General features: G+C 68.8%; 29 protein-coding genes, 1 tRNA gene, 3 pseudogenes and 1 riboswitch. Of the genes and pseudogenes, 13 read left to right on the top strand and 20 right to left on the bottom strand.

The genetic code is table 11. The features are described from left to right. The first annotated feature begins 9 nt into the window (after window positions 1-9). From Q9G87_RS54680 to Q9G87_RS54670, 3 genes are all read left to right on the top strand, one after another. Entirely contained in the window at window positions 10-1,005 is a 996-nt protein-coding gene (locus Q9G87_RS54680) for an acyltransferase family protein (RefSeq protein ID WP_305924619.1), read from the top strand. Between the two features lie 18 nt (window positions 1,006-1,023). Then, window positions 1,024-2,247, top strand: coding sequence for an acyl-CoA dehydrogenase family protein (locus tag Q9G87_RS54675; protein WP_305924618.1), 1,224 nt, complete (start codon window positions 1,024-1,026; stop codon window positions 2,245-2,247). Between the two features lie 149 nt (window positions 2,248-2,396). Continuing rightward, window positions 2,397-3,365, top strand: coding sequence for an NAD(P)-dependent alcohol dehydrogenase (locus Q9G87_RS54670; RefSeq protein ID WP_305924617.1), 969 nt, complete (start codon window positions 2,397-2,399; stop codon window positions 3,363-3,365). On the opposite strand, the gene Q9G87_RS54665 is transcribed toward Q9G87_RS54670, so the two are convergent. From Q9G87_RS54665 to Q9G87_RS54645, 5 genes are all read right to left on the bottom strand, one after another. Beyond that, on the bottom strand, window positions 3,317-4,132 hold the full coding sequence (locus Q9G87_RS54665) for a polyphosphate polymerase domain-containing protein (RefSeq protein WP_305924616.1): 816 nt from the start codon (window positions 4,130-4,132) through the stop codon (window positions 3,317-3,319). The two genes, Q9G87_RS54670 and Q9G87_RS54665, sit on opposite strands and share 49 nt — an antisense overlap. Beyond that, window positions 4,129-4,686 carry a DUF4956 domain-containing protein gene (locus Q9G87_RS54660; RefSeq protein ID WP_327585085.1) on the bottom strand — a complete coding sequence of 186 codons (558 nt, stop codon included), beginning with the start codon at window positions 4,684-4,686 and terminating at the stop codon, window positions 4,129-4,131. Before Q9G87_RS54660 ends, Q9G87_RS54665 begins: the two co-directional genes overlap by 4 nt. A 70-nt stretch (window positions 4,687-4,756) precedes the next feature. After that, complete coding sequence (locus Q9G87_RS54655; protein ID WP_305924615.1) at window positions 4,757-5,419, bottom strand: response regulator transcription factor; 663 nt, start codon at window positions 5,417-5,419, stop codon at window positions 4,757-4,759. After that, window positions 5,416-6,798, bottom strand: coding sequence for a sensor histidine kinase (locus Q9G87_RS54650; protein WP_305924614.1), 1,383 nt, complete (start codon window positions 6,796-6,798; stop codon window positions 5,416-5,418). The genes Q9G87_RS54655 and Q9G87_RS54650 overlap by 4 nt, the downstream gene beginning before the upstream one ends. A 12-nt stretch (window positions 6,799-6,810) precedes the next feature. Continuing rightward, window positions 6,811-7,155 carry a hypothetical protein gene (locus Q9G87_RS54645; RefSeq protein ID WP_305924613.1) on the bottom strand — a complete coding sequence of 115 codons (345 nt, stop codon included), beginning with the start codon at window positions 7,153-7,155 and terminating at the stop codon, window positions 6,811-6,813. A gap of 123 nt (window positions 7,156-7,278) precedes the next feature. Between Q9G87_RS54645 and Q9G87_RS54640 the strand changes: the two genes are divergently transcribed. Continuing rightward, complete coding sequence (locus Q9G87_RS54640) at window positions 7,279-8,064, top strand: SDR family oxidoreductase (protein ID WP_305924612.1); 786 nt, start codon at window positions 7,279-7,281, stop codon at window positions 8,062-8,064. Continuing rightward, window positions 8,061-8,894 carry an SCO6745 family protein gene (locus Q9G87_RS54635; RefSeq protein WP_452452607.1) on the top strand — a complete coding sequence of 278 codons (834 nt, stop codon included), beginning with the start codon at window positions 8,061-8,063 and terminating at the stop codon, window positions 8,892-8,894. Before Q9G87_RS54640 ends, Q9G87_RS54635 begins: the two co-directional genes overlap by 4 nt. On the opposite strand, the gene thiC is transcribed toward Q9G87_RS54635, so the two are convergent. Further along, window positions 8,881-10,512, bottom strand: coding sequence for a phosphomethylpyrimidine synthase ThiC (gene thiC / locus Q9G87_RS54630; RefSeq protein ID WP_305924610.1), 1,632 nt, complete (start codon window positions 10,510-10,512; stop codon window positions 8,881-8,883). The two genes, Q9G87_RS54635 and thiC, sit on opposite strands and share 14 nt — an antisense overlap. Further along, window positions 10,505-10,617, bottom strand: a riboswitch (TPP riboswitch). It overlaps the preceding gene by 8 nt. Before the next feature lie 51 nt (window positions 10,618-10,668). On the opposite strand from thiC, the gene Q9G87_RS54625 reads away from it, so the two are divergent. From Q9G87_RS54625 to Q9G87_RS54610, 4 genes are all read left to right on the top strand, one after another. After that, a complete protein-coding gene (locus Q9G87_RS54625; protein ID WP_305924609.1) occupies window positions 10,669-11,274 on the top strand; it encodes a class I SAM-dependent methyltransferase in 606 nt (201 codons plus the stop codon). A gap of 38 nt (window positions 11,275-11,312) precedes the next feature. Continuing rightward, complete coding sequence (locus tag Q9G87_RS54620) at window positions 11,313-11,666, top strand: hypothetical protein (protein ID WP_305924608.1); 354 nt, start codon at window positions 11,313-11,315, stop codon at window positions 11,664-11,666. A gap of 12 nt (window positions 11,667-11,678) precedes the next feature. Then, window positions 11,679-12,515 (top strand): universal stress protein, encoded by an 837-nt coding sequence (locus Q9G87_RS54615; protein ID WP_305924607.1) that lies wholly within the window; start codon window positions 11,679-11,681, stop codon window positions 12,513-12,515. Between the two features lie 123 nt (window positions 12,516-12,638). Continuing rightward, window positions 12,639-13,670: a cellulose binding domain-containing protein gene (locus tag Q9G87_RS54610; protein ID WP_305924606.1), complete on the top strand. Its 1,032-nt coding sequence runs from the start codon at window positions 12,639-12,641 to the stop codon at window positions 13,668-13,670. A 35-nt stretch (window positions 13,671-13,705) separates the two neighbouring features. Here Q9G87_RS54610 and Q9G87_RS54605 read toward each other — a convergent pair whose 3' ends face one another. Then, window positions 13,706-14,371, bottom strand: a complete 666-nt coding sequence (locus Q9G87_RS54605) for an AIM24 family protein (protein WP_305924605.1) — start codon at window positions 14,369-14,371, stop codon at window positions 13,706-13,708. 234 nt (window positions 14,372-14,605) lie between these two features. Next, window positions 14,606-15,250, bottom strand: a complete 645-nt coding sequence (locus Q9G87_RS54600) for a DUF998 domain-containing protein (protein ID WP_305924604.1) — start codon at window positions 15,248-15,250, stop codon at window positions 14,606-14,608. Window positions 15,251-15,380: 130 nt separating this feature from the next. On the opposite strand from Q9G87_RS54600, the gene Q9G87_RS54595 reads away from it, so the two are divergent. Then, the gene (locus Q9G87_RS54595; protein WP_305924603.1) at window positions 15,381-18,662 is read left to right on the top strand and encodes an AfsR/SARP family transcriptional regulator; all 3,282 of its coding nucleotides are present in this window, start codon (window positions 15,381-15,383) and stop codon (window positions 18,660-18,662) included. On the opposite strand, the gene Q9G87_RS54590 is transcribed toward Q9G87_RS54595, so the two are convergent. Next, window positions 18,653-19,039, bottom strand: a complete 387-nt coding sequence (locus tag Q9G87_RS54590) for a response regulator transcription factor (protein WP_305924602.1) — start codon at window positions 19,037-19,039, stop codon at window positions 18,653-18,655. The genes Q9G87_RS54595 and Q9G87_RS54590 overlap by 10 nt on opposite strands. Before the next feature lie 116 nt (window positions 19,040-19,155). Between Q9G87_RS54590 and Q9G87_RS54585 the strand changes: the two genes are divergently transcribed. Next, window positions 19,156-19,227, top strand: a tRNA-Arg gene (locus Q9G87_RS54585). A 175-nt stretch (window positions 19,228-19,402) separates the two neighbouring features. Here the strand turns inward: Q9G87_RS54585 and Q9G87_RS54580 are convergent. The 5 genes from Q9G87_RS54580 to Q9G87_RS54560 are packed head-to-tail and all read right to left on the bottom strand — an operon-like array spanning window position 19,403 to window position 21,401. Beyond that, window positions 19,403-19,615 carry an SDR family oxidoreductase gene (locus tag Q9G87_RS54580; RefSeq protein WP_305924601.1) on the bottom strand — a complete coding sequence of 71 codons (213 nt, stop codon included), beginning with the start codon at window positions 19,613-19,615 and terminating at the stop codon, window positions 19,403-19,405. Between the two features lie 8 nt (window positions 19,616-19,623). Further along, the gene (locus tag Q9G87_RS54575; RefSeq protein ID WP_305924600.1) at window positions 19,624-19,824 is read right to left on the bottom strand and encodes a hypothetical protein; all 201 of its coding nucleotides are present in this window, start codon (window positions 19,822-19,824) and stop codon (window positions 19,624-19,626) included. A gap of 9 nt (window positions 19,825-19,833) precedes the next feature. Next, window positions 19,834-20,577: an MFS transporter gene (locus tag Q9G87_RS54570; RefSeq protein ID WP_305924599.1), complete on the bottom strand. Its 744-nt coding sequence runs from the start codon at window positions 20,575-20,577 to the stop codon at window positions 19,834-19,836. 12 nt (window positions 20,578-20,589) lie between these two features. Beyond that, window positions 20,590-20,868 carry a hypothetical protein gene (locus tag Q9G87_RS54565; protein WP_305924598.1) on the bottom strand — a complete coding sequence of 93 codons (279 nt, stop codon included), beginning with the start codon at window positions 20,866-20,868 and terminating at the stop codon, window positions 20,590-20,592. After that, window positions 20,868-21,401 carry a cupin domain-containing protein gene (locus Q9G87_RS54560; RefSeq protein WP_305924597.1) on the bottom strand — a complete coding sequence of 178 codons (534 nt, stop codon included), beginning with the start codon at window positions 21,399-21,401 and terminating at the stop codon, window positions 20,868-20,870. The genes Q9G87_RS54565 and Q9G87_RS54560 overlap by 1 nt, the downstream gene beginning before the upstream one ends. 81 nt (window positions 21,402-21,482) lie before the next feature. On the opposite strand from Q9G87_RS54560, the gene Q9G87_RS54555 reads away from it, so the two are divergent. Next, window positions 21,483-22,340, top strand: coding sequence for a LysR family transcriptional regulator (locus Q9G87_RS54555; RefSeq protein ID WP_305924596.1), 858 nt, complete (start codon window positions 21,483-21,485; stop codon window positions 22,338-22,340). Between the two features lie 236 nt (window positions 22,341-22,576). On the opposite strand, the pseudogene Q9G87_RS54550 reads toward Q9G87_RS54555, so the two are convergent. From Q9G87_RS54550 to Q9G87_RS54525, 6 genes and pseudogenes are all read right to left on the bottom strand, one after another. Beyond that, window positions 22,577-22,885, bottom strand: a pseudogene (locus tag Q9G87_RS54550) (transposase); the annotation flags it as partial. A gap of 4 nt (window positions 22,886-22,889) precedes the next feature. Further along, window positions 22,890-23,162: pseudogene (locus Q9G87_RS54545) on the bottom strand (IS30 family transposase); the annotation flags it as partial. A gap of 17 nt (window positions 23,163-23,179) precedes the next feature. Continuing rightward, window positions 23,180-23,728: pseudogene (locus Q9G87_RS54540) on the bottom strand (IS3 family transposase); the annotation flags it as partial. After that, the gene (locus Q9G87_RS54535; protein ID WP_305924595.1) at window positions 23,725-24,012 is read right to left on the bottom strand and encodes a transposase; all 288 of its coding nucleotides are present in this window, start codon (window positions 24,010-24,012) and stop codon (window positions 23,725-23,727) included. The pseudogene Q9G87_RS54540 and the gene Q9G87_RS54535, both read right to left, overlap by 4 nt. 401 nt (window positions 24,013-24,413) lie before the next feature. Beyond that, a complete protein-coding gene (locus Q9G87_RS54530) occupies window positions 24,414-24,656 on the bottom strand; it encodes a helix-turn-helix domain-containing protein (RefSeq protein ID WP_305924594.1) in 243 nt (80 codons plus the stop codon). Next, window positions 24,656-25,354, bottom strand: coding sequence for a DUF2975 domain-containing protein (locus tag Q9G87_RS54525; protein WP_305924593.1), 699 nt, complete (start codon window positions 25,352-25,354; stop codon window positions 24,656-24,658). The genes Q9G87_RS54530 and Q9G87_RS54525 overlap by 1 nt, the downstream gene beginning before the upstream one ends. Window positions 25,355-25,907: 553 nt before the next feature. On the opposite strand from Q9G87_RS54525, the gene Q9G87_RS54520 reads away from it, so the two are divergent. After that, a complete protein-coding gene (locus Q9G87_RS54520; RefSeq protein ID WP_305924592.1) occupies window positions 25,908-26,624 on the top strand; it encodes a sulfotransferase family protein in 717 nt (238 codons plus the stop codon). The last annotated feature ends 171 nt before the right edge of the window (window positions 26,625-26,795 follow it).

The following is a 26,795-nucleotide window of genomic DNA, read 5'->3' as shown; positions in this document are numbered from 1 at the left end:
GCGTTGCCTGTGAGCACGACCGTAATTGCCGAGCCTGTCACCGCCAGGGATCCGTTCTTCGACAACGCCAAATACCTGGCCATCCTGCTCGTCGTGTGCGGTCACCTCATCGAGAACCAGCGGGACGCGCCCCTCGCGCACGCGCTCTACTTCTACGTGTACGTCTTCCACATGCCGCTGTTCATCGTGCTCACCGGCTACCTGTCGCGGAAGTTCACGTTCGGGGCCGGCAAGGCACGCAAGCTGATCTCCACGCTGGCGGTGCCGTACGTGATCTTCGAGCTGGCGTACTCACTGCCCCGGCTGTTCCTCTACGGGAAGTTCGAGCTGAGCCTGCTGGAGCCGTACTACCTGACCTGGTTCCTGATGTCGTTGTTCCTGTGGCGGCTGTCCACGCCGGTGTGGCAGCAGCTCAGGTGGCCGTTGCTGGTCGCGGTCGTGCTGTCGCTGCTGACCGGGATGAGCAAGCTGCCGGACGAGCTGTCCATGAACCGCACGTTCGGCCTGCTGCCCTTCTACGTGCTGGGGCTGATGCTGAAGCCGGAGCACTTCCAGTGGCTGCGCAGGCCGTACATGAGGCTGGCCGGGGCCTGCGTGCTCGGCCTGGGGCTGGCGACGGCGCTGCTCGTGCACGCCGCCGTGCCGACGGAGTGGATCAGGTGGCGGCTGTCGAACACGGAGATCGGCGTGGACGACCTCACCGGCACGGCGATCAGGCTGGGGCTGCTGGTGGCGGGGGCGCTGCTGGTGGCGGCGTTCCTGGCGGTGACGCCGGCGCGGCACACGTGGTTCAGCGGGCTGGGCGCGGCCACCATGTACGCCTACCTGCTCCACGGCTTCGTCGTCAAAGCCACCGAGCGGTTCGAGCTGGGCCTGCTGCCGTCGATCGGGCTCGGCCTGGTCGCGGCCACGCTGCTGTGCACGCCGCCGGTGCGCAAGCTCTTCCACTGGGCGGTCGAGCCCCGCATGTCCTGGGCCTTCACCCCGCTGCGCAAACCCAACTGAGAGAGTACTTTCGGGGAGGTGGCCATCGATTTCACCCTCGCCCCCGAGCACGAGGAGATCCGCAAGCGGGTCCGCACCTTCATCCAGGGCACCGTCATCCCCGCGATGGAGGAGGTGAAGGAGCACGACCGCGACGCGTACCTGCGGACTCTCGTCCGGCTGCGCTCACAGGCGAAGGCCGAGGGCCTGTGGCTGCCGCACATGCCTAAAGAGTGGGGCGGCATGGGGCTGGGCCACGTGGAGCTGGCCATGGTGCAGTCGGAGGCGGCCAAGACCCGCGTCGGCCCGTGGGTGCTCAACTGCATGGCCCCCGACGAGGGCAACATGCACACGCTGCTGCACTGGGCGACGGACGAGCAGAAGGAGAAATACCTGCGCCCGCTGCTCGACGGCACGCAGATGTCCTGCTTCGCGATGACCGAGCCCGAGGTGGCGGGCTCCGACCCCACGCTGATCCGCACCGAAGCCGTACGCGACGGCGACGAATGGGTGATCAACGGCCACAAATGGTTCATCTCCAATGCCCGGCGCGCCACCTTCGCCATCCTCATCGCCAGGACAGAGCCGGACGTGCCGGAGGGGTCGCGCGGCGCCACCACCGCCTTCCTCGTGGACCTGCCCAGCCCGGGCTGGAACGACGTGCGCGAGGTCGAGACCATGCACGGCTCGACCGGCCACAGCGAGATCCACATCCAGGACCTGCGCGTGCCCGACGACCAGATCCTGGGCGGACGGGGCAACGGCCACCGCCTGGGCCAGTATCGGCTCGGTCCGGCCAGACTCGCGCACTGCATGCGGTGGATCTCGCAGGCGGAGACCGCGCTGGACATGATGGTGGACCGCGCGCTCAACCGCTACAGCCACGGCTCCCTGCTGGCCGAGAAGCAGGGCATCCAGTGGATGATCGCCGACTCCACCATGGAGCTGTACCAGTGCAAGCTGATGGTGCTGCACGCCGCCTCCAAGATCGACAAGGGTGAGGATTTCCGCACCGAGGTGTCGATGGCCAAGCACTTCGTGGCCAACAGCCTCAACCGGATCGTGGACCGGGCGATCCAGGTGCACGGGGCACTGGGATATTCGACGGACACGCCGCTGGCGAGCATGTTCCAGCACGCCCGCTGGGCCCGCTTCGCCGACGGGGCCGATGAGATCCACCAGATGCGCATCGCCGAACGCACGATCGCCGCCTATCGGGCGACCGGCTCGACGAGCGCCGCCACCGGCGGCCTTCCTCTGTAGTCCTCCGCCCCTCCCGCCTCTCCCGCCCCGGAACGACGTGCTCGTCTCCGGGGCTTTTTCATGCCATTGCCGGGCCGGGAGGCGAATGTTACGGTTACACCTGTCAGAAATTTATTACACCCGCCAGAGCAAGATGAACAAGGAGTCTCATGAAGGCGATCCGCTTCTACGCCTACGGCCCGCCCAGCGTGCTCACTCTCCAGGACACCGGCCTGCCGGCGGTCGGCGACGACGACGTGCTGGTCCGCGTCCGATCAGCCGCGGTCAACGCCGGCGACTGGCATTTCATGCGGGGCGCGCCCTACATCTTCCGCGCGGTGGCCGGCCTGACCCGCCCCAAGGCCAACGGCCTGGGCGCCGACTTCGCCGGGCACGTCGAGGCAGTGGGCGCGAACGTCACCGAGTTACAACCGGGCGACGAGCTGTTCGGCTGCGCCGAGGGAGCGCTCGCCGAATACGTCTCCGTCCGCCAGGACGCGGCGGTGCTGAGGAAACCGGCCGGCCTGACGTTCGAGCAGGCGGCGGCCGTGCCGACGGCGGCGGTCACCGCCCTGGTCGGCCTCCGCGACGTGGGACGGGTCCGGCCCGGGCACCGGGTGCTGGTCAACGGCGCCGCGGGCGGAGTGGGCACCTTCGCGGTGCAGATCGCCAAGGCTCTGGGCGCCGAGGTGACCGGGGTGTGCAGCACCGGCAACGTCGAGATGGTCCGCTCCATCGGCGCCGACCACGTCCTCGACTACACCAAAGAAGACTTCACCCGCGGGCCCCGCCGCTACGACCTCATCCTCGACAACGTCGGCAACCATCCCCTGTCGGCGTGCAGACGCGTTCTGACCACCCGCGGGACGTTCATCCCCAACTCCGGCAGCGGCGGTCGCTGGGCCGGCCCCATGAACCGGATCATCGGGGGGAAGCTGATGTTCCTGTTCGGCGGCCAGAGGCTCGTGAACTACGTGGCCCGCCCGAGCAAGGACACGCTCGCCGCCCTGCACGACCTCCTCCACGACAAGAAGATCACCCCGGTCATCGACCGGACCTACCCGCTGAGCGAAACGCCCGAGGCGATCCGCTACCTCGAAGAGGGACACGCCAGGGGCAAAGTCGTCATCTCCGTCTGAACCGCCGGCTCGGGCTCGAGGTAGCGGTGCAATACCGGATGCCACCGGTTGGCGCGGCGGTCGCGGAGGGCGGCGACGGCGATGCAATATTTGCTCACGCTCACCGGCCGAACCCCCATCCCCCGTAACACCCGATCGACGGCCGCCTTGCCGTCCGCGGACTTCGACTCCAGCAGGACCAGGTCCCTGTGGGCGGGCACGACCCGGCCCGCACCGCGGCAGACCAGGCCGGTGTCGCAGGTGAGCCGGGCCATTCCCGCCCGGTCCACCAGGGTCACCCTCTTGTAGTCGGTGGACAGGACCGGCCCCAGCGGGCGGGGCATGGTCAGGCGGAGCTCACGCACCAGGGTGTCGCTCACGAAGTCCAGCGCCTCCGCGGTGAGCGCGTGCGCCGGCGCATCGTCGTAGGGGATGCGGTGTTTGTCGGTGCTGCCGCGTGCCCCGCCGAGCTTGAGCTCCAGCCACCGGCCGCCCCCGTCCAGGTACGTCCGCGTCCGGAGCTTGAACCGGCGGCGCCGGTCCTGCCGATGCTGCCGGAAAGTGACCAGGTCCGGCGTGTCGAAGTACGTCGAGGTGTAGCGGAACTGCCGCCGCCCGTCGATCCGCAACACCGCGAACCGGTCACCCAGCTCGGCGGCGAGCCTGACCATGGTCGCGGCCGGCACGATGTACTTGGAGTCCACCCGGCTCATCAGCTCCGGCACGTCCTCGAGCTCGATCGCCGCCGCCCCCGCGGCGACCCCGGCGAGCACCACGTCCGCGTTCACCGCACCCTCGCCTTCATGTCCGGCACCACGTAGCGCACGTCCACGACGGTCACGTCGCGTACGTAGTCCACCTGAGTGACCATGGCCTGCAGCACCCGGGCCCGCAGCCGGCTCTCCAGGTCGGCCTTCAGCAGCTCCGGGTCCGCGTGCACGACGTCCAGCGTCACGAGCTGCTGGCGGGTGCGGCCGAGCAGCCCGCGGTGGTCGGCGACGTACATCACCGCGAGCAGCACCCCGTTCAGGGTGAGAGCCGTCAGCGGCATCGCCGCCGCGATCCCGTTGACCAGCCCCAGCACGATCGCGACGAAGTAGTAGGCGATCTCCTGCTGGGTGATCTCGCTGGAGCGCAGCCGGATGATCGACAGCAGCCCGAACAGCCCGAATCCGACGGCGATGTCGACCCGCTGGACCAGCAGCAGCGACACCACCGCGAAGATGCCCACGTTCAGCGCGATGTAGGCGAACAGCAGATCGCGCCTGTGGTGGCGCCGATAGTAGATGCCGTAGGCGAGCAAGATGATCGCCACGAGGTCCATCGCCAGTCCGGTGAACACGGTCCCTCCTCTTTCTGTCCTGTTGATGAACAGCCTGGAGGAGGCCGGTGAAGCAGCCGTGAGGTGATGATTAGGCGACTCTCATGCGATATCCGGTGCCGCGTACGGTCTCGATCCGGTCCGCGCCGATTTTGCGACGCAGGTACCGCACGTAGACGTCCACGACGTTCGAGCCGGGGTCGAAGTCGAACCCCCACACGTGGCTCAGCAGTTGCTCCCGGGTCAGCACCTGATCCGGATGCCGGCAGAAGATCTCCGCCAGGGCGAACTCCCGGGTGGACAGGTCCACCGCCCGGTCCCCCACATAAGCACGCCTGGTACGCAAATCCAGCGACAAATCCGACACACGGAGCACGGTCACCTCGGGCGTACGATCGGCCCTCAACCGCAGCCGCACCCGGGCCAGCAGCTCCTCGAAGGCGAAGGGCTTGGCGATGTAGTCGTCCGCGCCGCCCTCCAGCCCCGCCACGGTGTCGGTGACGCTGTCGCGAGCGGTCAGGATGATCACCGGGATGGTCACCTTGGACTCCCGCAACCGCCGCAACACCGTGAAGCCATCGCTCAACGGCAACCCGATGTCCAGGATGAGCAGGTCGAACCCGCCCGCGCACGCCAGGTCGTACGCCCCGAGCCCGTCCCCCACCACGGCGGTCACGAACCCGTTGGCCCGCAGCCCCTTCTCCACGAAGGAGGCGATCCTGGCCTCGTCCTCGGCGATCAGAATGCGGTTCACCGCACCTCCCACAGCGGGATGGACATGACAAAACAGGCCCCGCCGCCCGGAGCCTCGGTCACCTGCACCTGGCCCCCATGGGCCTCGGCGATGGATTTGACGATGGCGAGGCCGAGCCCGGACCCGTCGTGGGCGCCGGTACGGCCCGCCCCGCGGGCGAACCGGCTGAAGATGCGCTCCCGATCCGCGACCGCCACCCCGGGACCGCTGTCGCGTACCCACAAATCGGCCCGGCCATCCCGGACGGCGGACCCGACGGCGATCAGGTCGCCGTCCTTCGTGTGCCGGAAAGCGTTGGCGACCAGCTGCATGAGCGCCTGCGTGAGCCGCTGGCGGTCGGCCGGCACGCGGGCCTCGGCCACCTCGTCCACCCGCCACTTCCGCTCGCCGAGCGCCCGCGCCTTGGCGACCACGCTGACCGTGAGGTCGGCCAGCTCGACGGTGTCCACGGCCAGGAACCCCGGCTGCTCGGCCTTGGCGAGGGTGAGGAGGTCGTCGACGATGCGGTTCATACGCTCCAGCTCGTCGGTGACCAGGGCCAGCGTCTCAGCGCGGTCGGCCGGGTCGTCGCCCATGAGCTCGAGGTGACCGCGGATGACGGTGATCGGCGTACGCAGCTCGTGCCCGGCGTCGTCCAGGAAGTTCCGCTGTACTAAGAAGGCGCGTTCCAGCCGGTCGAGCATGTGGTTGAACGTACCGGCGAGCGCGGCCACGTCGTCGTCCCCCGGCACGTCCAGCCGGCGGGTCAGGTCGGAGGAGTCGCTGATCTGCTCGGCCGTCTGGCTGACCAGCCGGACCGGCGCCAGCACCCGCCCGGCCACGAACCACCCGGCCGCCCCGGCCAGCGCCATCGCGGCCAAGGCGGACAGCCCGAGCACCCGCACCGCCTCCACGATCTCATTACGGTGAATGTCGTAGAAGATCGCTACTACGAAGTGGGCGGGGCGGGGGTCGGCGGTCACCCTGACCGGGATGACCGCATAGTGGACCCTCCCCTCGGCGGTCTCGACATTTCCGCTGATTGTCCTGGTGGCCGTGGCCAGCCGCGCCACCAGGTCGCCGTCAGCGTCGAGGGGCACGGGCGGCGGGATCGCTGTGGCCTTGTGGGGCTGGCCCTCGACGATGCTGAAGAAGGTCTCGTACCGGTCCGGCGAGTTGATCGCGAGGTACCCCTCGAGCAGGACCTCGACGTCCCTGATGGCGCGGCTGTTGTCCGCGTACTTACGCAGCTTGTCGACCTCGTTCTCGAGCTCGTGCTGCACCCGGTTGTCGAGGTTCGTCTGGAGGAAGGTCCAGGTCGCGAAGATCGAGACTGACAGGGCGAGGCCGACGACGGCGAGCATCCAGCCCACAATCCGGGCACGGGCGCTCACTCGCATGCGGTCTCCCCATCAGTCGTCATCGTCATCGTCCCCACCATCATCATCGTCGTCGCTGCCATCATCATCGCCACCGCCTGGCCTGGGGGATGGCGGTTTGACCGGCTCGGCCTTGGTCTTGCGTGGGGTCGGCCGCTTGCTCTCGGTCTTCTCGGGCGCATGGGCCGCATCGCCTGACTGGCTCCGGCCTGGCGACGGGGACTGGCTTCGATCAGGCGAGCCCGAAGGGGATGGCGAGACCACGACGGGCTCACCCAGATCAGAGCCCCGATCGGCCGCATTGACCAGCCCCACCGACAGGATTCCGGCCACCGCCGCACCCAGCCCGAACAGCATCACCATTGCCCGCTGTTTCATGCCTTCGACCTTGACGCCCTTCGAGGAGACCACGCTGAAGCCCAGATGAGAAACCTCTCATCTGATCACGCTTGTATAGAATATGGTTCTACATACCGGGCGGTCGGTTCAGGAGGAGCATCCATGCAGGTGCGGGACAAGGTCGTCGTGGTCACGGGTGCGGCGGGCGGGATCGGCCGGGCGCTGGCCCTGCGGTTCGCCGCGGAAGGCGCGGCGGGGGTGGTGGTCGCCGACCTCGATGAGGCGGGCGCGAGCGCGGTGGCCAAGGAGATCGGCGAACGCGCGGTGCCCGCCCGGGTGGACGTGGCATCGGAGGCGGACGTCGCTGCCCTGGTGGACACCCCGTTCGGCCCCGTCGACCTGTTCTGCTCGAACGCCGGCATCATCGGCGGCCACGGCCTGGACGCCCCCGACCAGGAGTGGAGCGACCTGTACGCGGTCAACGTCCTGGCCCATGTGTACGCTGCCCGCGCCGCCGTCCCCTCCATGATCGCCCGCGGCGGCGGCTACCTCCTGAACACCTGCTCCGCGGCCGGACTGATCGGCTGCCCCGGGGACGCCCCGTACGCGGTCACGAAGGCGGCGGCGATCGCGTTCGCCGAGTGGGTCGCCATGCACTACAGCTCCCAGGGCATCAAGGTCAGCGTGTTGTGCCCGCAAGGGGTGCGGACGAACATGTACGAGCGTGGCCAGGAGGAGGACCACCTGACCGCCCGCGCGGTGGGCGCGTCGGGCACGATCCTCGACCCGGCCGACGTGGCCACCACCGTCGTCGAGGGCCTGGCGGCCGAGCGCTTTCACATTTTCCCGCACCCGGAGGTGGCGGAGTTCGCGCGCCGCAAGGCGGAGGATCCCGACCGATGGCTGGCCGGGATGTCGCGCTTCATCGACTCGCTGACGACGTCATGACGGGCAACACGGTCGCGGCCCGCCGCGCCTGGCGCCGCCTGGAGCCGTTGCACGGCATGATCTACTTCGTTCCCGAGGCCGCCAACCGCTACGCCACTCTCGGCCTCACCGGCATGTCCGGATATTTCGCCTCGCGTGGCGCTGCCTTCGGCCGGGCCTCCGCCGACCTGGTCATCGCCACCTTCTACAACTTCTGCCCCGACCTCGTACGCCGCTCCCTCCCCGCCGCCTGGGACGTGGTGACGCCGGAGCAGATGCTCGAGGCCCGCCTCGAAGCCGCCGACGAAGCCCTGCGCCGGGCGGGCATCCACGAGCTTCCTCACCTGGCCGAGACCCTCGACCTGGCCCGCCGAGCCGCCACGGCGGCCTGCGACCACCCCCAGGGCCGGCCGCTCTTCGCCGCCCACGCCGCGCTCCCCTGGCCGGACGACCCGCTTCAGCAGCTCTGGCACGCTCAGACCCTGCTCCGCGAGTTCCGCGGCGACGGCCATGTGGCCACCCTCCTCGCCGAAGGCCTCACCGGCCTGGAAGCCCTAGTCCTCCATGCCGCCGGCGGCGAGGTCCCCGTCGCTTTCCTCAAGATCAGCCGTGCCTGGCCGGAGGAGGCGTGGACGGCCGCGGAAGCCGGCCTCCACGCCCGCGGGCTGCTGGAAGGGGGCGCACTGAGCGCGGCGGGCCAAGCGCTGCGCCGCCACCTCGAGGACCGTACGGACACCCTGGCCATGGCCGCGTACGGGGCGCTGGGCGAGGACGGCTGCGAGCGCCTGGCCGAACTCGCCCGCCCCTTCGGCCGCCGGGTCGTCGACGCGGGCCTGCTCAGCCTCGGCTGACGACCTGGCCCGGCCGGCCGTCGTCCTGCACGGGCGAGGTGCCGGCCCCGGTCGGCGGCGAGACCCTGACTGGCTGATCGACGTAGACGGTGCCCCCGCGCTGCCGGAACTCCTCCGCCTTCTCCGCGTAGCCCGCCTGGCGGATGTCGTGGCTGATCCGCATGGAGCAGAACTTCGGCCCGCACATCGAGCAGAAGTGCGCGGTCTTGGCCGGCGCGGCAGGCAGGGTCTCGTCGTGGAAGGCGCGGGCGGTATCGGGGTCGAGCGACAGGTCGAACTGGTCCTCCCAGCGGAACTCGAACCGCGCGTCCGACAGCGCGTCGTCCCACTCCTGCGCCCGCGGATGCCCCTTGGCCAGGTCCGCCGCATGGGCGGCGATCTTGTAGGTGATCACGCCGGTCTTGACGTCGTCCTTGTCCGGCAGGCCGAGGTGCTCCTTGGGGGTGACGTAGCAGAGCATGGCGGTGCCGTACCAGCCGATCATGGCGGCGCCGATGCCGGAGGTGATGTGGTCGTAGCCCGGGGCGATGTCGGTGACCAGCGGCCCGAGCGTGTAGAAGGGGGCGTCGTCGCAGAGCTCGCGCTGCAGGTCGACGTTCTCCTTGATCTTGTGCATGGGCACGTGTCCCGGGCCCTCGATCATGACCTGGACGTCGTGCTCACGTGCGATCCTGGTCAGCTCGCCGAGCGTGCGCAGCTCGGCGAACTGGGCCTCGTCATTGGCGTCCGCGATCGAGCCGGGCCGCAGCCCGTCCCCGAGTGAGAACGACACGTCGTAACGAGCGAGGATCTCGCACATGTCGGCGAAGTGCTCGTACAGGAAGCTCTCGCGGTGGTGCGCCAGACACCAGGCGGCCATGATCGAGCCGCCGCGCGAGACGATGCCGGTCTTGCGGCCGGCGGTGAGCGGCACGTACGCCAGCCGCACCCCCGCGTGCACGGTCACATAGTCCACCCCCTGCTCGCACTGCTCGACGAGCGTGTCCCGGTAGACCTCCCACGACAGGTCCTCAGGACGGCCCTTGACCTTCTCCAGCGCCTGGTAGATGGGCACGGTGCCGACCGGGACCGGCGAGTTGCGGATGATCCACTCGCGGGTCTCGTGGATGTCCGGGCCGGTGGACAAGTCCATGATCGTATCCGCGCCCCACCGCGTGGCCCAGGTCATCTTCTCGACCTCCTCCTCGATGGAGGACGTCACGGCCGAGTTGCCGATGTTGGCGTTGATCTTCACGAGGAACTCGCGGCCGATGATCATCGGCTCGGACTCGGAGTGGTTGACGTTGGCCGGGATGATGGCCCGGCCGGCCGCGACCTCCTGGCGGACGAACTCGGCGTCGAGGCCCTCGCGGACGGCCACGAACTCCATCTCCCTGGTGATCAGCCCCTTCCTGGCGCAGCCGACCTGGGTGACGGGCTGGCCGGCGGCGCGGCGGTCGCGCACCCACTGCTCGCGCAGGCGTGGCAGCCCTCGCCTGACGTCGGTCTCGACGGCGGGGTCGGTGTGCGGGCCTGACGTGTCGTACAACGTCACCGTCGATCCGTTCGACAGGCGCACCTGGCGCATCGGCACACGGAGGTCACCGGTGTAAACCTTGGTAAAACGCGCGTCATGCATCGCGCAAACTCCCTTCGCCGGCATTACCCGGAGCAGGTTCTGGCGGTCGGCGGCTGTCAGCCGTCCTCTCAGCCCGGTCCGTACCGGGCTCCCGCGTTGGACGGCGATGATCGTACCCACCCCCGATGCCGCGCCAAACCTGGCATGATCCGGGTGATGGACGATCCCACCCCCCGCACGACCGCGACCTACGACCGCATCGCCCCGGTTTTCGCCGAGCGCAGCCGGACCCGCAGCGGCGGCTTCTTGGCCTTCCGTCAGCGGTTCGCCGAGGCGGTGCGGGGGCCGGTGGCCGACCTGGGATGTGGTCCTGGGCATGACGCGGCCTGGTTCCTGGAGCAGGGGCTGCCGGTCGTCGGGGTCGACCGCTCGACCGAGATGGCCAGGCTGGCCGCCGCCCAGAGGGTGCCCGCAGTGCTGGGCGACCTGCGCAGGCCACCGCTCGCCCCCGGCTCACTGGCGGGTCTGTGGTGCTGCGCGGCACTGCTCCACGTGCCCGCCGACGAGACCGAGCCGACGTTGCGCGCCTGGTCGGCGGCGCTGCGGCCGGGCGGCGTGCTCGGAATGAGCACTTCAGCCGGCGACCGGCAGGAATGGGAGCCGATCCCGTACGACACCGAAGTCTCCCGGTGGTTCGTGCACCGCGACCCCGACACGCTGCTGGCGATGCTGGAATCGACCGGGTTCGAGGTCCTGGAACACGGTCTGAGCACCACCCACCGCACCTGGCTCAGCGTGCTGGCGCGCCGGCGCGAGGTTTGACGAGCGCCCTGGGCGGTACGTCCCCATCAGGGGAAACCATGATGAAGATAGCCGCTGTCGCAGGACTCGTGGTGGTGGCCGCGTTGGGAGGGACCACCGCCGCTGGGGACGGCATGGACAAGCACGAAGTCAGCCAGGAGCAGTTCGACACCTTGATGGCCCAATGCCGCTACGCCAACACGGCGCGGGCGCGGACCCAGTGCCGCACGGACGTCAAGGCCATGTACCGGATCGGAGAGGCCGACCCCACGCTCGACTGCCGCACGTACTCCGGCGTGTCCGTCTGCGGCACGCTGAAGCTCAGCAGAGCCGAGCGCCAGTGCACCAAGGACTCCACGGACAAAGGGCTGCCGTTCCGCCGGGCAGAGGTGGAGTGCTTCGCGTTTACCTGAAAGGCGGTTGTCGTGATCATCGTTGGGGTGGACGGCTCACGCACCGGGCTGGAAGCCGCCGCGTGGGCCACCGCCGAGGCCGCCCTTCGACACACGCCGCTCGTCGTGGCCCACGCGGTGGCCAAGTGGGTGTACGAGGACACGCCCAGCAGCCACTACGTCGAGGTCAGGCGATGGATGCGCGAGGGCGCCGCCACGGTGCTCGCGGCGGCCGAGGACCGGGTCCGTCGCGAGCACCCGGAGGTGGAGGTGACCACCGAGCTGCTGCCCGGCGATCCCCGCACCGCGTTGATCCACGCTTCCGAAGGCGCCGAGCTGCTGGTCGTGGGCAGCCGCGGCATCGGCGGCATCCGCGGGCTGCTGGTCGGGTCCGTCGCGCACGGAGTGGCCGCGCACGCCCGTACGAACGTGGTCCTCATCCGTGAGCTGCCCCGGCCGCCGCGCAGGGAAATCGTGGCCGGGGTGGACGGCTCGCCCGGCGGGCTGTGTGCACTTGACTTCGCCCTCACCGAGGCCGAGTTGCACGGTGCGCGGGTGCGTGCCGTGCAGGCGTGGGCCTGGCCGCACCCGAGCGGCTTCGAACCGGCCGACCCCAACGGCGAGCAGAACGCCCTCCGGGCGCTGCAGAAGCTGACCGACGACGGCCGGTCGCGGCATCCAGGGGTGGAGGTGGTGGCCGAGGTCGTCCACGGGCACCCCATCGAGGTGCTCAAGGAAGCGGCGGCGCGGGCCGATCTGCTAGTGGTGGGGACGCGCGGGCATGGTCAGCTGACTGGAATGATCATGGGTTCGATCAGCCACGCCCTGCTCCACCACGCCCCGTGCCCGCTCGCCATCGTCCGCCCCTGACTTGAAAGTTACATCCCGGATCGCGCATCGCCGCAGGTCGCGTCCCTCCGCCCAGGCTGCCGCCTTCCCGTCTCCGAGCCGCGCTCTTACGATCAGCGCCAGGCGACGACGGGAGCGCGGACGATGCGGAAGACCTGGGCGTTACTGGCGGCGTTGCTCGCGACGGCCGGCGCGGTGCTGTTCTTGACGACCACCCCGGCCAGCGCCGCCGCCATCAGGGTGATGCCCCTGGGCGACTCGATCACCGGCTCTCCCGGCTGCTGGCGGGCCCTGCTCTGGAACAAGCTCCAGAGCACCGGCTACACGGACGTCGACTTCGTCGGCACCCTCCCGGCGCAGGGTTGCTCGGTCCCGTACGACGGCGACAACGAGGGACACGGCGGCTACCTGGCCACGAACGTCGCCAACCAGAACCAGCTGCCCGGCTGGCTCGCCGCGACCCGGCCCGACATCGTCATGATGCACTTCGGCACCAACGACGTGTGGAGCAACATCCCGCCCGCGACGATCCTCAGCGCGTACACCACGCTGGTGAACCAGATGCGGGCGAGCAACCCCGCCATGAAGATCCTCGTCGCCCAGATCATCCCGATGAACCCGTCCACGTGCGCCGAATGCGCCCAGCGCGCCGTGAACCTGAACAACGCCATCCCCGGCTGGGCCGCCACCACCTCCACCCAGCAGTCGCCGATCACGGTGGTGGACCAGTGGACGGGGTTCAGCACCAGCACGGACACGTACGACGGGGTGCACCCGAACGCGGCGGGCGACCAGAAGATCTCCGACAAGTGGTACCCGGCCCTGGTGAACGCCCTGTCCGGCGTAACCCCGTCACCCTCCGTAACCCCCACCGGTACTGGAGGATGCACGGCCACCTACAAGAACGTCGGTCAATGGCAGGGCGGCTTCCAGGGCGAGGTCACCGTCAAGAACACCGGCACCGCGCCGATGAACGGATGGACGGTCCGGTGGGCGTTCGCCAACGGGCAGCAGATCAGCCAGATCTGGAACGGCACGCTGAGCGCGAGCGGCGCGGACGTGACGGTGCGTAACGTGAGCTGGAACGGCTCGCTGGCACCCGGCGCCACGGCCACGTTCGGCTTCCTCGCCTCCTGGAACGGCGTCAACACCGCCCCCGCGCCGACCTGCGGCTAGCAGCTCGTCATGACGTCGTCACGATGGGGGCACCTTCACTGGCCTGTCACTATGGGGGCACCTTCACTGGCCTGCACCAGCACGAAGCCCTGCCCCCTGAACGCCAGCTGCATGGCCTCCCCGCTCCCCCGCCCGATCAACGCCCCCACCTTCATCGTCCGATTGACCCCGACCTGAAGCCCCGTGCTCCAGCAGACCGCCGACTGCCCATCCGCGAACGTCGGCATGCGGGCGACGTCGAGCAGCACCGGCGTGCCGTGCGTGGTCACCGCCACCCACCCCGTCCCCGTGACCGTCGTGTTGAACAGCCCACCCGCAGCCACCCCAGCCCCTTGCACCCGCTGAATGTCCCAAGTGAGCTGTGGCTGAAAAGCCAGCAGATTCCGCCCGTTGACGGTCAGCCCTTCGTTCTCCAGGAAGAACAGGTGAATGTCGTCGGCATTGTCGGCCAGGTAGAGCAGGCCCTCACCACGGACCCGCATGAGCGAGGCGCCCTCACCGGTGACGGCCTTCTTGAACAGCTTGCCGAGCCCTCCGGCGCTCTCGTAATCGAAGTCCATCTGCCCCTGAAAGGCGACCATCGAGCCCTGTTTGGCGAGCACCTCATGAGGCAACTGGACCCGCAACATCTTCTTGTTCTCCAGCGCGAACCCACCGGGCAGCTGCTGGCCGTCGAGATTGCCGAAAATCGAGCTACGCACGATTCAACCCTTCGAACGGGAATGTTGCCGCCAGCGTACGAAAGAGCCCTACACCGGCGCACGCGCCTCGTCGACCAAGCGCAGAACCACGCTGGCACCACTGGCCTCGACAACCGCAGAGCCCTCGTCCCCAGGGGCGGGTTGTCACTCCTCGCGGTGAGCGACGATGGCGTTGCCGGGCGCGGGCGCGAACATCGAGCCGTCGCCGACCGCCCTCACGGCACCGCTGAGTTCCTACGCACGGCGCCTCCGTAGTGCCGCTCCCACGATGATGAAGCCGATCAGGAACGGATAGATGATTCCGCGTTCGAAGAGGCCGATGAGGACGCCGGCATCCGAGACGAGGACGGTTCCGAAGCCCACCAGCGCGACCAAGCCGAGTATCCCGAACACCACCAGGGCCCGGCCTAGTCTGGGGGAGATTCCTAGGAGCTGATGCGCCCTGCCGATCAGGATGGAAAGCACGTTGCCGGGGATGAACGTCATGAGAGCGCCCAGCCCGTGGTAGTCGGTCGTGCCGTTGTCGTCAGACCCCGGAAACAGTCCCACCAGCATGCCGCCGACCGCCAGCAGCACCGCCGTCGCGGCCATCGCCCAGCGCCACCTGCCCGGCAGTCCCCTCAGCATGACGACGCCGGTCAGCACGGCGAGCCCGAACAAGAAGAAGCCGGTATTCATCACCGTCGCGAGCGGGGAGTATATGAACTGCCCAAACGCCGTTATGGGGCCGTGAACCCCGAGGTTGCTGATGAAGTGGTGCGTGTAGCTGTAGGGCGGATCCGTCCATGCTGCGGCGGCGATGAACTCGGCGGTGAAGAAGATGCCTCCGCTAGCGATGAGCGCCGTCCCGGCCCCGCGGCGCTGCTTGATGTCGTTCAAGGTTTCCTCCTGTGGTTCGGCATGTGAAGACTGAGGCGGGTCGCTCACACGAGGCACACACGGGGCACACGCGGCGCTGACACGGCCCCCCGATTTGGGGCTTTGCGGGTGTGCGCGCGAAACTCGGGGAATGGACGGGGATGCACGGCTTCGCGTCAGGCTGCTCGGCGCGTTTCAGGTGTCCCGCGGTGACGCCGTCCTGCCCGTTGCGGGTGCGCGGTTGCAGGGCCTGCTCGTACGGCTGGCGCTCGCCGGTGGCCGCGCGGTCGAGCCGGGCGTGCTGGTCGACGCGATCTGGGCCGAGGAGCCGCCGTCCGGCCCTGCCCACGCCCTGCAGACCCTCGTCTCCCGGCTGCGCCGCGCCCTCACCCCGACCGGCACGGCCGGTGGCGTGATCGTGCAGGTCGCGGGGGGCTACCGGCTGGCGGTGGACGCGGCCGACGTGGACGCGCCGCGCTTTGAGCGGCTCACCGCTGCCGGTCGGGAGAGGCTGCGGGCAGGTGACCCGGAGGCCGCGGTCGTCGCGCTTGCCGAGGCCGTGGCGTTGTGGGGCGACGACCCTGGCGCCGAACCCGCGGTCATCGCCGCGGTCGCGCCCACGGTCGCGACACGGTTGGTACATGTGTCGATCGAGGCGGTCGCCGACCTCGCCGACGCCGAGTTGTCGCTGGGACGGGCCGAGGTGGCCGCTGCCCGGCTGACCGGGTTGCTGGCCGAGCAGCCCGTCCACGAGCGGGCGGCCGCGCTGCTGATGGACGCGCTCGCCGCCCAGGGGCGTCAGGCCGAGGCGCTGGCCGTCTATGAGCGGGTCCGGCAGACCCTGGCCGATGTCCTCGGCGCCGACCCGGGCACCGCCCTGCGGGAACGCCACCAGCGCCTGCTGCGCCCCGGCCAGAGCGCTGCGGCTGTAACCGGGCGGAATGCCGCGTGGCAGGCGGCCACCGACCCCGGCCAGATCCGGTCGACCAACCTGCCCGCGCCGCTGACCAGCTTCATCGGCCGCGACGACGACCTCAGCCGCATCGGCACCTTGCTCACCACCAGGCGCCTGGTCACCGTCCTCGGCCCCGGCGGCTCCGGGAAGACTCGGCTCGCGCTGGAGGCCGCTCGCCGCCACCGCCACGAATACCGCGACGGTGCCTGGCTCATCGACCTCGCCCCCGTCACCGAACCAGCGAAGATCGCCACGGCCGTGCTCGCCGGGATCGGGCTGCGCGGCGGCGCGATGCTCGACGCCCGCAAGCGAGTCGAGGGTGACGAGCTGGACGTCCTCGTCGGCGAGCTCGGCGGCCGGGAGAGCCTGCTGCTGGTCGACAACTGCGAGCACCTGATCGACGCCGTGGCCCACCTGGTCGCGGCGCTGCTGCCCCGTAGCCCCGGGCTGCGCGTGCTCGCCACCAGCCGCGAACCCCTCGCGGTCGACGGCGAGGCGCTCGTGCCGCTGGCCCCGCTCTCGCTGCCTGACCCGGGCGACAACATCGAACAGGCCCGAAGGGCGGCCTCGGTGCGCCTGTTCACCGATCGGGCCACCGCCGTGCGACCCGGTTTCGACGTCGACGAGACCACACTGCCCGACATAGTGCGCGTGGTGCACGGCCTGGACGGCCTGCCGCTGGCCCTCGAGCTGGCCGCCGCCCGGCTGCGGACGCTGTCACTGCCCGACCTGGCCGACGGGCTCTCCGACCGGTTCCGGCTGCTGTCCTCCGGCAGCCGCACCGCGCCACCCCGGCACCGTACCCTGCGCGCGGTCATCGCCTGGAGCTGGGAGCTGCTGAGCGAGCACGAACGCATTGTCGCGGAACGGATCTCCATCCTGCCCGGCGGCGTCACACCCGCCTCAGCCACCGCCGTCTGCGCCGGCACCACCGTGCCCACCGCCGCAATCCCCGAACTGCTCGCCACCCTCGTCGACCGGTCACTGCTGCAGCTCGCGCCCGGCACCGGCCGCTACCGCATGCTCGAAACCATCCGCGAGTACGGCGCCGACCGCCTGACCGACACCGGCGACCTCCGCACGGCCCGCGACCTGGCCGCCGCCCACTTCACCGAGCTGATGGCCCGCCACGACCCTCAACTGCGCGGGCCCGGCCAGCTGACAGCCATGAAGGTCATCAGCGCCGAGTACGACAACACCCTCGCCGCCCTGCGCCACCTGTGCGCCACCCACGACTCCCCCGGCGCGACCGCCCTCGCCCTGACCCTGACCTGGTACTGGCAGATGTCCGGCCGCCACTCCGACGCCGCCTACTGGCTGGGCGAGGCCCTGGCGCTGCCCGGCGGCGGGCCAACGCCCGAGCGCGACTGCGCCCGAGCCGTCTACCTGCTCAACCGGGCGGACATCCTGTCGGGGATCAGCGCCGGGGAAGCCGCGGACGACCGGGCGGAGATGCGCGAGCTGGCCGACCGGCTGCTCGCGCATCCGGAGCTGCCGAGCCACTACCGCGTGATCGGCCCGGTCCTGCTCTTCCTGCTGGAGGAGGAGGCCGCGCTCGCGATCTTCCAGCGCCTGGCCGACGGCGACGACGTGTGGCTGTCCGGGCTGGCCCACATGTTCCAGGCCGAGATCGCCGAGAACGCGGGCGCGCTCGACCGGATGCGTGTCCACGTGGAGGCGGCTCTGGCCTGCTTCCGGCAGGTCGGCGACCGTTGGGGCGAGGCCGCCACGCTTCCGAGGCGCGCCCGGCTGCGGCGATACGACGACCTCGACGGCGCGCTGGCCGACCTGCGCGAGGCCCGCACGCTGGCCGCTGAGTTCGGCTCGCTCAGCCTCGGCGACCAGCTCTACAGCGACCTGCGCTGGATCGACGTGCACATGCGGCGCGGCGACACCGACCGCGCGATGGCGATGATCGACTCCGCCCGGGAGCGTGCGCTGCACGCGTCCTCGGCAGAGCTGCTGGTCCTGGTCGACGCGCGGGAGGCCGACCTCCGGGTGCGGCTCGGCGGCCTGGGCAGGGCGGCCGACCTGCTCGACGACGCCGAACGGGGTCTGCCCGGCTACACCGCGTTCCCCGCCGACCACGCCCGGACGCTGGTCGGCAACGCACGGGCCGCGCTCTGCCTGGCGCTGGGCGACCTGCCCGGCGCCGACAAGGCGCTGCGGGAGGCGTACGCGGCCGCACTGGCAACCCGGGAACTGCCGATCCTGTCGCTGGTGACGGTGAACGCGGCCGCGCTCGCCGAAACGCGCGGGCGGCAGCACGAGTCGGCCGTGCTGCTCGGGGCCGCCGCCCGGCTGCGGGGCGCGCACGACCACACCGATCCGCAGGTCCGCGAGCTCACTCGCAGTGGTCAAGCCGCGCTGGGCAGGGAAGAGTTCGCCGCAGCGTACGCGAAAGGCTGGGAGCTGGACGCAAAGACGGCCGTGTCCACAGCCTTCGTGGCACTTGGCACCCGCCCCCTTCACCCTTGAGCGTTCGCCGCGAGATCCCGCACAACTTCAATCAACTCCGCCGGATCAAAGGGTTTCGTCAGATAGGCGTCAACCCCGATACCCCGCCCCCGGCGCTTGTCGTCATCCTGCGCCCGCGCCGTGATCAACACGACCTTGATGTGACTGGTGTCCTCGTCCGTACGCAGCTTCTCCGCCGTAGCCCACCCATCCAGGTACGGCATCATCACATCCAGCGTGATGACGTCGGGCATGACGTCCCGCACGCGATCAAGGCAATCCTGCCCATCCGTGGCGGTGGCCACCTCGAACCCCTCCAGATTCAGGTTGACTGCGATGAGCTGACGGATGACCTCGTCATCGTCCACGACCAGCACTTTGCCAAGAACCTCGCTCACGGGCGCAAAGTTAACCGGTAGCGGACCCGTCACGTGCGGTTTTCACGGGATGTGTTCGACGAGCGTTATCCGGTGCAGAGTGGTAGCTAGATGCTGGTAGCCTTATCACTCGTTGAGCCCCGTTAGCTCAGGGGATAGAGCACCGGCCTCCGGAGCCGGGTGCGTAGGTTCGAATCCTACACGGGGCACACGATCTTGACCGGCGGTTCCGGCCGCTGACCAGGGCGAACATCGTACGAACGGGCGGGTCTCCAGTCTCACAGAGTCCCGCCCGTTCTCGTTGACGCTCGCGGGTTGTGGGCCAGGATAGGGCTTCCATCGGTCCCCAAACGGCGAGGCAGCCTCATGCCATCTGTGGCTTCCTCACACGCAGTTAGGAACAACCCGGTGACGCCCGACCAACGCGGCGCGCAGAGTCTCCGGTTCGGACGGGTCGCCTGCGACGACTTCGACCCCGGCCGGGAGACCGGCGGTGGCGGGGTGGCGGGTGGCGGCGCGCACCTTGTTGCCGGCGTCGAGAAGCTGGTCGATGAGCGTGCGGCCTAGCAGGCCGTTGCCTCCGGTGATCAGATACATGGCTGCTCCTAAGGGATGCGAGAGAGTTTGTCGGGGTTGGTGACGACATAGATGTCGTCCACCTGAGCACCGTCCTGGATCAGGCCGACGACCATGACAGCGAAAGGGGAGTCGTCGGCGAACACCACGGCTGACGGGGCGCCGTTGACGTTCCGGTACCGAATGGACAGGCCGTGTCCGGCGGCGTTCGTGCCCCGGGCGACCAGCAATCTGGCCCGTCAGTACGCTCGAGCATCGCGGCGATCTCGCCGTGCGCGTAGCCGAACACGTCGTGCTGGCGGTTGTCGCGCGCGCAGGCGTCCTGACAGCCGGGAGAGCACGGCGCCGACAGCGGCGCCCGGGAGTAGCGCGGCGCCGATCCCGAGCACGCTCCAGCCATGAGCAGCCAGGATCTGCGGGACCGCGTACATGCCCGCGAACAAGCCGCCGAACACGCCGACGCCAATGGACACCACCATCCAGAAGCCACCCTCGGCGACCACGGGCCAGGGGATGAACCCGCCCGGTCTTCGGCGGACGTGCCGCACCATCGTCGCGGCGGCCAGCAGGAACATCGACGCCAGGGCAAGGACGACTACGGGTTGCAGGTCCAGGGTTCGCGCCTGCATGAGCGTCAGCAGTGTGCTGACGGTCACGGTGAGGACGGCGGCGCCGGTCAGACCGATCGGCAGCCTGGATCCGGGGCGCCGTGCCAGCGGCAGGCACAGCGGGACGGCGGCCAGCGACAGGGCTGGGAGGACGAGGGTCAACCGCCAGGTCAGCAAGGTGGTGACAAGCCCGCCGACCAGAGTGGCGCTGGCGGCGAGGCAGGCCATGACCATGCCGTAGCCGGCGAGGATCTGGCGTCGGTGCGCGGGTTCCAGCGTGGTGAGCAGCGCGCCTCCACCGGCCGCCATGGCGCCCGAGCCGGTGGCCAGGAGCAGGCGGCCGGTGACCAGCAGGCCGAGGTTGGGTGCGGGCACGCAGACGACGGCTCAGGCGGCCAGCACCAGCGCGCCGATGAGGAGTGCGGCCCGCAGGCCGCGCGAGGTGGCCAGCTTGGCGAACACAGCGGTGCCCACGCCGAGGGCAAGGGCGTGCGCGGTCAGCACCCAGGCCACGCTTGCCGGATCGGCGCGCAGTGCTGCGGCTACCTCGGGCAGCGCAACGCCTGCGGCCGTGACGCCGAAGACCGTCGGGCCGAACAACGCGCCCAGGCGCAGTGCCGTGGACAGTGGGGAGAGGTGTCGGTGGGAGTCGTTCAGAGTGGTCATCAGGATCGCTTTCCGTGGTCGGACCTGGCGGCGGCCCAGGCCGGCGCGTCCAGGAAGTGCACGTCGTAGCGCTCCTGCAGGGGCAGAAGGCTGTCGAACGGTTCTAGCCCGTGCTGGATGCGCCCCAGTGCGCGGAAGTAGCCGAAGCGGTCGATGCCGGGGGTCAGGACCACCAGGCTGGCCGTGGTGGCGGGCGTCGCGCCGAAGGCATGCGGCATGCGCGGCGGTATCACCACCAGACCTCCCGGGCCCACCGTGATCACCTGGTCGTCGAGCAAGAACTCCACCGTCCCGTCGAGCACGTAGAAAAGCTCCGTCGACAGCTCGTGATGATGCGGTGCCGCGCCATTGGCGCCCTTGCCGAGACTGAGGCGGTTGGCGGCCAGCGCTCCGCCCGCGTCGCTGGCATCGGCCAGCAGCTGGAATCCGCCGCCACCCGGCAGCGCCACGTACTCGGCGTCGTGCGGCTCCAGTACCAGCGCATCAGCGAAAGAGGACATGATCAGCTCCCTTGTACTGAGATCGGGATCCATTCGAGCGCGGGAAGAAGGTGGCAACCAGGAGCGTTCGCCCCATGCATTGATCAGGGATCGTGATAGATCGCGGGAGGATGTGTGGAGCTGCGGCAGTTGCAGTACTTCGTGGTGGTGGCCGAGGAGGGTGGTTTCAGCCGGGCCGCGGAGCGGCTACACATTGTCCAGGCGGCGGTCAGCCAGCAGATCGCCCGGCTGGAACGTGAGCTCGGCGTGATCTTGTTCGACCGCACCACCCGGCAGGTGCGTCTGTCGAGCGTCGGCGAATTGTTGTTGCCCGAGGCTCGGGCCGTGCTGGCAGCGGCCCATCGGACCCGCCAGGTGGCCGTGGACATCGCCGCGGGCAAGGAGGGCATCTTGCGCCTAGGCGCCATCCAAGGGCCCGGTGACCGCATCCACCGCCTGCTGAACGATCTGGCCGCCATCGCGCCCACGCTTCAGGTACGGCTGCACCGGCTCAGCGTGGCCGAGCGGCTCGCATCGGTGCGATCAGGGGAGCTGGACGCCGCCGTGGTCCGCGCCCTTACCGAAGCTCCCCAACTGGAGCTGCTCCCAGTGTGGAGCGACCCGCTGTTCATCGCTCTCCCGATCGGCCACCCGCTCGCCGCCGAACCCGTCCTGCGCGTGGAACAGCTCGCGGGACTCCCGCTGCGGCTCGCACCCCGCGATCACAACCCACCCTTCCACGACCTGATCGTCGGCATCATCCGAGAAGCCGGGGCCGAGCCGCTTCTCGGGCCGCCGTTCACCGCCATCGGCTCAAGCACACCGTCCTGGACGGTCTTCTACCAAGTGGGCGACCTTCCTCCGATGCCCCGAGTAGCCATCCGACCCCTGGCCGCCCCGACACTGATCACGTCACTGGCCGTACCATCAGGACCGCCTGGACCGGCCCTGCGCTACCTGCTCCAGGCCATCGCCGGCACTGATCCACTCTGACCGCAAACGCCCTATCTGAGGCCAAGGTGCTCGCCACCGCCGCTGAGGGCGCTGTTCGTCGAGCAGGGTACAACGTGGAGATGTCGGAGCTCTCGAGAAGGCCATGGGGCTCGACCGAGCCGCAAGAAAAGACGCGCGCGGCAGTCCACGCCGTTGTCGCGGAACTGATCGACTGAGTGAGGGCCGACTGGACGATTGAAGTTACCCCGGTTTGATGGACACATCAGGGCTTGCGGCTACGCGGCAGCATAGTCGCCTTCTTGGGTGTTCTTGAGCGCCTGGCGATGCTCGTACTCGGCAGGGCTGAGTTGGCCGTTGGCGGAGTGACGGCGGCGTCGGTTGTAGAAGCCCTCGATGTAGCGGAAGAGGGCCCGTTCGGCCTCTGACCTGGTCCGGAACGTGCGCCGGTCGATCAGCTCGCACTCCAGGGACGCGAAGAAGCTCTCGGTGATGGCGTTGTCGAAGCACGTCCCGGTCCTGCCCGTCGAGGGGCGGATGCCGGCCTGTTCGCAGCGCTGACCGAAGGCGATCGAGGTGTACTGCTCGGGTTCAAGGAGTCGTTGCAACACTGCCTGTCAACGAGCATAGATGCTCGTTGAACGCCTCGGCGGGAGTACGCCAGCCGAGTATCTTCCGGGGGCGGCTGTTGAGAGCGGCAGCGACCGCGTCCAGATCGTTTTGGCTGTGCCGGCTCAGGTCGGTTCCTTTGGGGAAGTACTGCCGCAGCAGGCCGTTGGTGTTCTCGTTGGTGCCGCGTTGCCAGGGGCTGTGTGGGTCGGCGAAGTAGATCTCCAGCCCGGTGTCGATGCGCAGTTGAGCGTGCTGGGGCGGCGCTGGTGGATGGCCATCGCCAACGCGTCGGTCACCAACTCGGTGCGCATGTGGTCGGCCATCGCCCAGCCGACGATGCGGCGGGAGAAGACGTCCAGGACGACCGCGAGGTAGACGAAGCCCTGCCAGGTCGGCACGTAGGTGATGTCGGCGGTCCAGATCCGGTTCGGCTCGACCGCGCTGAACTTCCGCTTGACCAGGTCGGACGCGGCGACGGCCTGCCTGTCGGCGATCGTCGTCCGGCAGCCCTTACGCCTGCTCACCCCGGACAGCCCGGCCCGGCGCATGAGCCGGGCCACGCGTTTGCGGCCGACGCGTATGCCGTCGATCTCTCGCAGGTCAGCGTGGATGCGCGGCGCCCCGTAGATCTCATCGGAGGCCTGATGATGGTCGCGGATCTTGCCGGTCAGCTCGGCGTCGCGGCGCGCCCGAGCCGAAGGGCCGCGCTCCTGGCGAGCCGCCCAGGCGTAGTAGCCCTGGCGCGACACACCCAGCACCCGGGCCAGCAGGGAGACATCGTGGTGGTCCTTCTCCGCATGGATCAGCCGGAATTTCATTTCGGCAGATCCGTCTCCCGCGCGAAGAAAGCCGCGGCCTTGCGCAAGATCTCCTTCTCCTCGCGGAGGATCTTGTTCTCGCGCCGCAGCCGGGCCAGCTCGTCCTTCTCGGTGCTGGTCAAGCCGTCTTGGCGGCGGCCGTCATCCAGGTCGGCCTGGCGCACCCAGGTACGGATCGACTGCGCGGAGGGCTGGAACTCCTTGGCCAGCTCCTCCGGCGTCCGTCCCGCGCGCACCAGTTCCACCATCTGCCGGCGAAACTCCGGCGGATAGTTGTTCGGCACAGTGAACTCCTTCTTCTGGGAACCAGGGTTCCTCAGAGATCAGGTGTCCACCAAACCGGGGCAAGACCACGATCCTGTCCGATGTGACGACGGTGGACGTCAAAATGATCATCTGCGGTCTGGCGGCTGTCATCCGCCATTTTGCCGGTGATTGACGGCGGTTCACCGAGCGCCCTCGACGGGCTGAGCCCCCGGATGTCACCCGCTGTGGTCTGATGTCGGCCAAAGTCCACCGCCGCAGACCCCACTCCATCCACGGTCGCAACAGCGTGGCCCAAGTGCTTGCCGCTACACAGGTTGAATACGTAGAGGCGGTAATGGGCCCGCATGGACGTCGAGATTGAGCCCGACCTGCGCCGCAGCGCCTGCGTCTTCCGTCACGACCCGGGAACTTCACGCGTTCAACCTCTGGAAGAGCGGGGTATGAAGGATAGGAGGTCGCCGGGCTGGCAGCCGAGGACCTCGCAGATCTTGCTCAACGTAGAGAACCGGATCGCCTTGGCGCGGTTGTTCTTGAGGATCGACAGGTTCACATTAGTGATCCCCACCTTGTCGGCCAGCTCGACCACCGTCATGCCACGCTCTTCGAGCAGCCGATCCAGATGCACCTCGATGGTGTGCTCGGGGTTTTCGGCAGGCGGCATCAGACAGTTCCTTCGAGTTCCTCGCGCATGTGCGCGCCGACGCGAACGACCTTCGACATGACCATGAGCCCGAGCCCGGCAAGCAGGAACGCCCACGGGAAGGCCCAACCGAGCAGGGCCATCTCCCACACTTCCCTGACGGAGCCGGCCACCATCGATACGGCCAGCCCGGTCTCAACGATGCTCGTGTAGAGCGACGCCGCGACTGTGCTGACAATGAGGAACGCACCGAGGAACCACAACCTGCGAACGACCACCTCATCGAAACCGTTCTCCCGCTGTGCGCCTCTGATCAGCTGGTCGAGGAGGAAGAGCGCGATGAGCAGCACGAGCGGGGTTGCGAATCGCGACGTCTGATAGAGCACCTGCGTGCCGAGGCTGGAGTCGTCCCTGCCGATCCGAGGCAGCGCGTAGGCGAACTCGACTCCCTTCTCCACGGGGTAGCGGTCGTCGACGGTGCTACTCGCCACCACGGCCTTCCGGCGTTGCGGGTCCTCGGCGAAGTTGCCCTCCACATCATGGATGCTCGGTGATGACACACACACCAGGCTCTGGGTGCCACGCGAACCGAAGGCGTTCTCTCCGCCAGTCAAGGCCGCACGCCCGACCTCGTAGACCATCGTCGCGGCGAACAGCACCAGGAGAACCCGGACGACGATCGCCGTCCACTTCAGGGGGGTGGATCTTTCGACGGGCACAGCACGCCTCCACATCGTTGAGCGATATTATCGTTTATCGATAGTATCGATCAACGATAAAGAGTCAAGCGATGACCCAAGCTGTGCCCTGTCGTCCCGCTGCGGGGTTTCGAGCACGTCCCGAGCGGCATGCTCTGGCCACGAAGCGGCCTCGGCCAGGAGTTCCTGCGGTCACAGCCCGGCTCAGTCATAGGATCGGCCGGCTGAAGTCGCCTGGCGCGATGGTGGGCAAGGTGATCAGGATTTCACCCCAGCCGCGCCCGATGACCATCCTGGATCGGCCTCACTCCCACGGCCCGGGCACATTCATGACGACTCTAGAATTCACCCTGTGTAGCGCCACGTAGCCAGTTGAAGACCTGGATATCCAGTAGCGGCAGGTCAGCGGCGACCATCCGCCGTGCCCTTCGTGGAGAAGGGCTCTTTCACCGTCATGATCGTGGATCTCACGCGCTTTCAGCTCTCATGTCCGCGATGTCGGCACTTCACCAGCTCTGGCAAGTTCGGGGTCGCTGTCACACTGCGGCCGCGAGATCGCTCTCAGGATGCGTTCGTGGAATTCGACAGTCGGGAGCACGGCGTGTTGAAAGTCATTGGCGCGGGGTTCCCGCGTACCGGAACCTTCTCGATGAAGGCGGCGGTGGAGCGCTTGGGGTTCGGACCCTGCCATCACATGTTCGAGATCCTCACGGATCCGAGCCAGGTGGACAGGTGGCTGCCGGTGCTCTCCGGTGAGCCGCTGGACTGGGGCCGGGTGCTTGATGGGTACCAGTCGACGCAGGACTGGCCGGCCAGTTTTTTCTGGCGTGAGCTGGCGGACACCTACCCGGAGGCGAAGGTCATCCTGACCGTCCGCGACCCGCACCCCTGGTATGTCAGCATGCAGACGCTCATCGCCACCGGCCCCGGCCGGGAACTACCGCCGAACTTGCCGGAACGCGCGGCCGAGGTCTTCGGCGCTCTGAAGCGGTACGGCCCGATCATGGACCACATCGGACAGTCCATCTTCGGCGACCAGGACTGGCACTCCCGTGATGGCATGCCAGCGGAAGAGATCGCGGTGGCGGCGTTTGATCGTCATGTCGCGACCGTCCGGGAGAGCCTTCCAGCGGATCGGCTGCTGGTGTTCGACGTTCGCGAAGGCTGGGAGCCACTGTGCCGGTTCCTGGACGTCGATGCACCGGTGGACGAGCCGTTCCCACATCTCAACGACGCCGCGGGGATGCAGCGCACGATGGAGCGGCTAATAGCCGGGGGCAGCCTCGCCTAGACCCTCACGTGCCGAAACGTCGAGGTGAGCCCTCTGGCAGGGGCGGAAGCGGAGGACGCAGGCGCCCTTCCGCCCCTGCCGGAAACTGTGTGGCGAAGAGATCGCGGGCACAGAACCATCGGACCTGATGCTGCGTTCAGCTGCGGTCGCGCTGTGGACCTCCCGTTGCCT

The organism is Nonomuraea turcica, assembly GCF_030718205.1.
Lineage (GTDB): Bacteria > Actinomycetota > Actinomycetes > Streptosporangiales > Streptosporangiaceae > Nonomuraea.
This window is presented reverse-complemented; position numbering and strand designations above follow the sequence as displayed.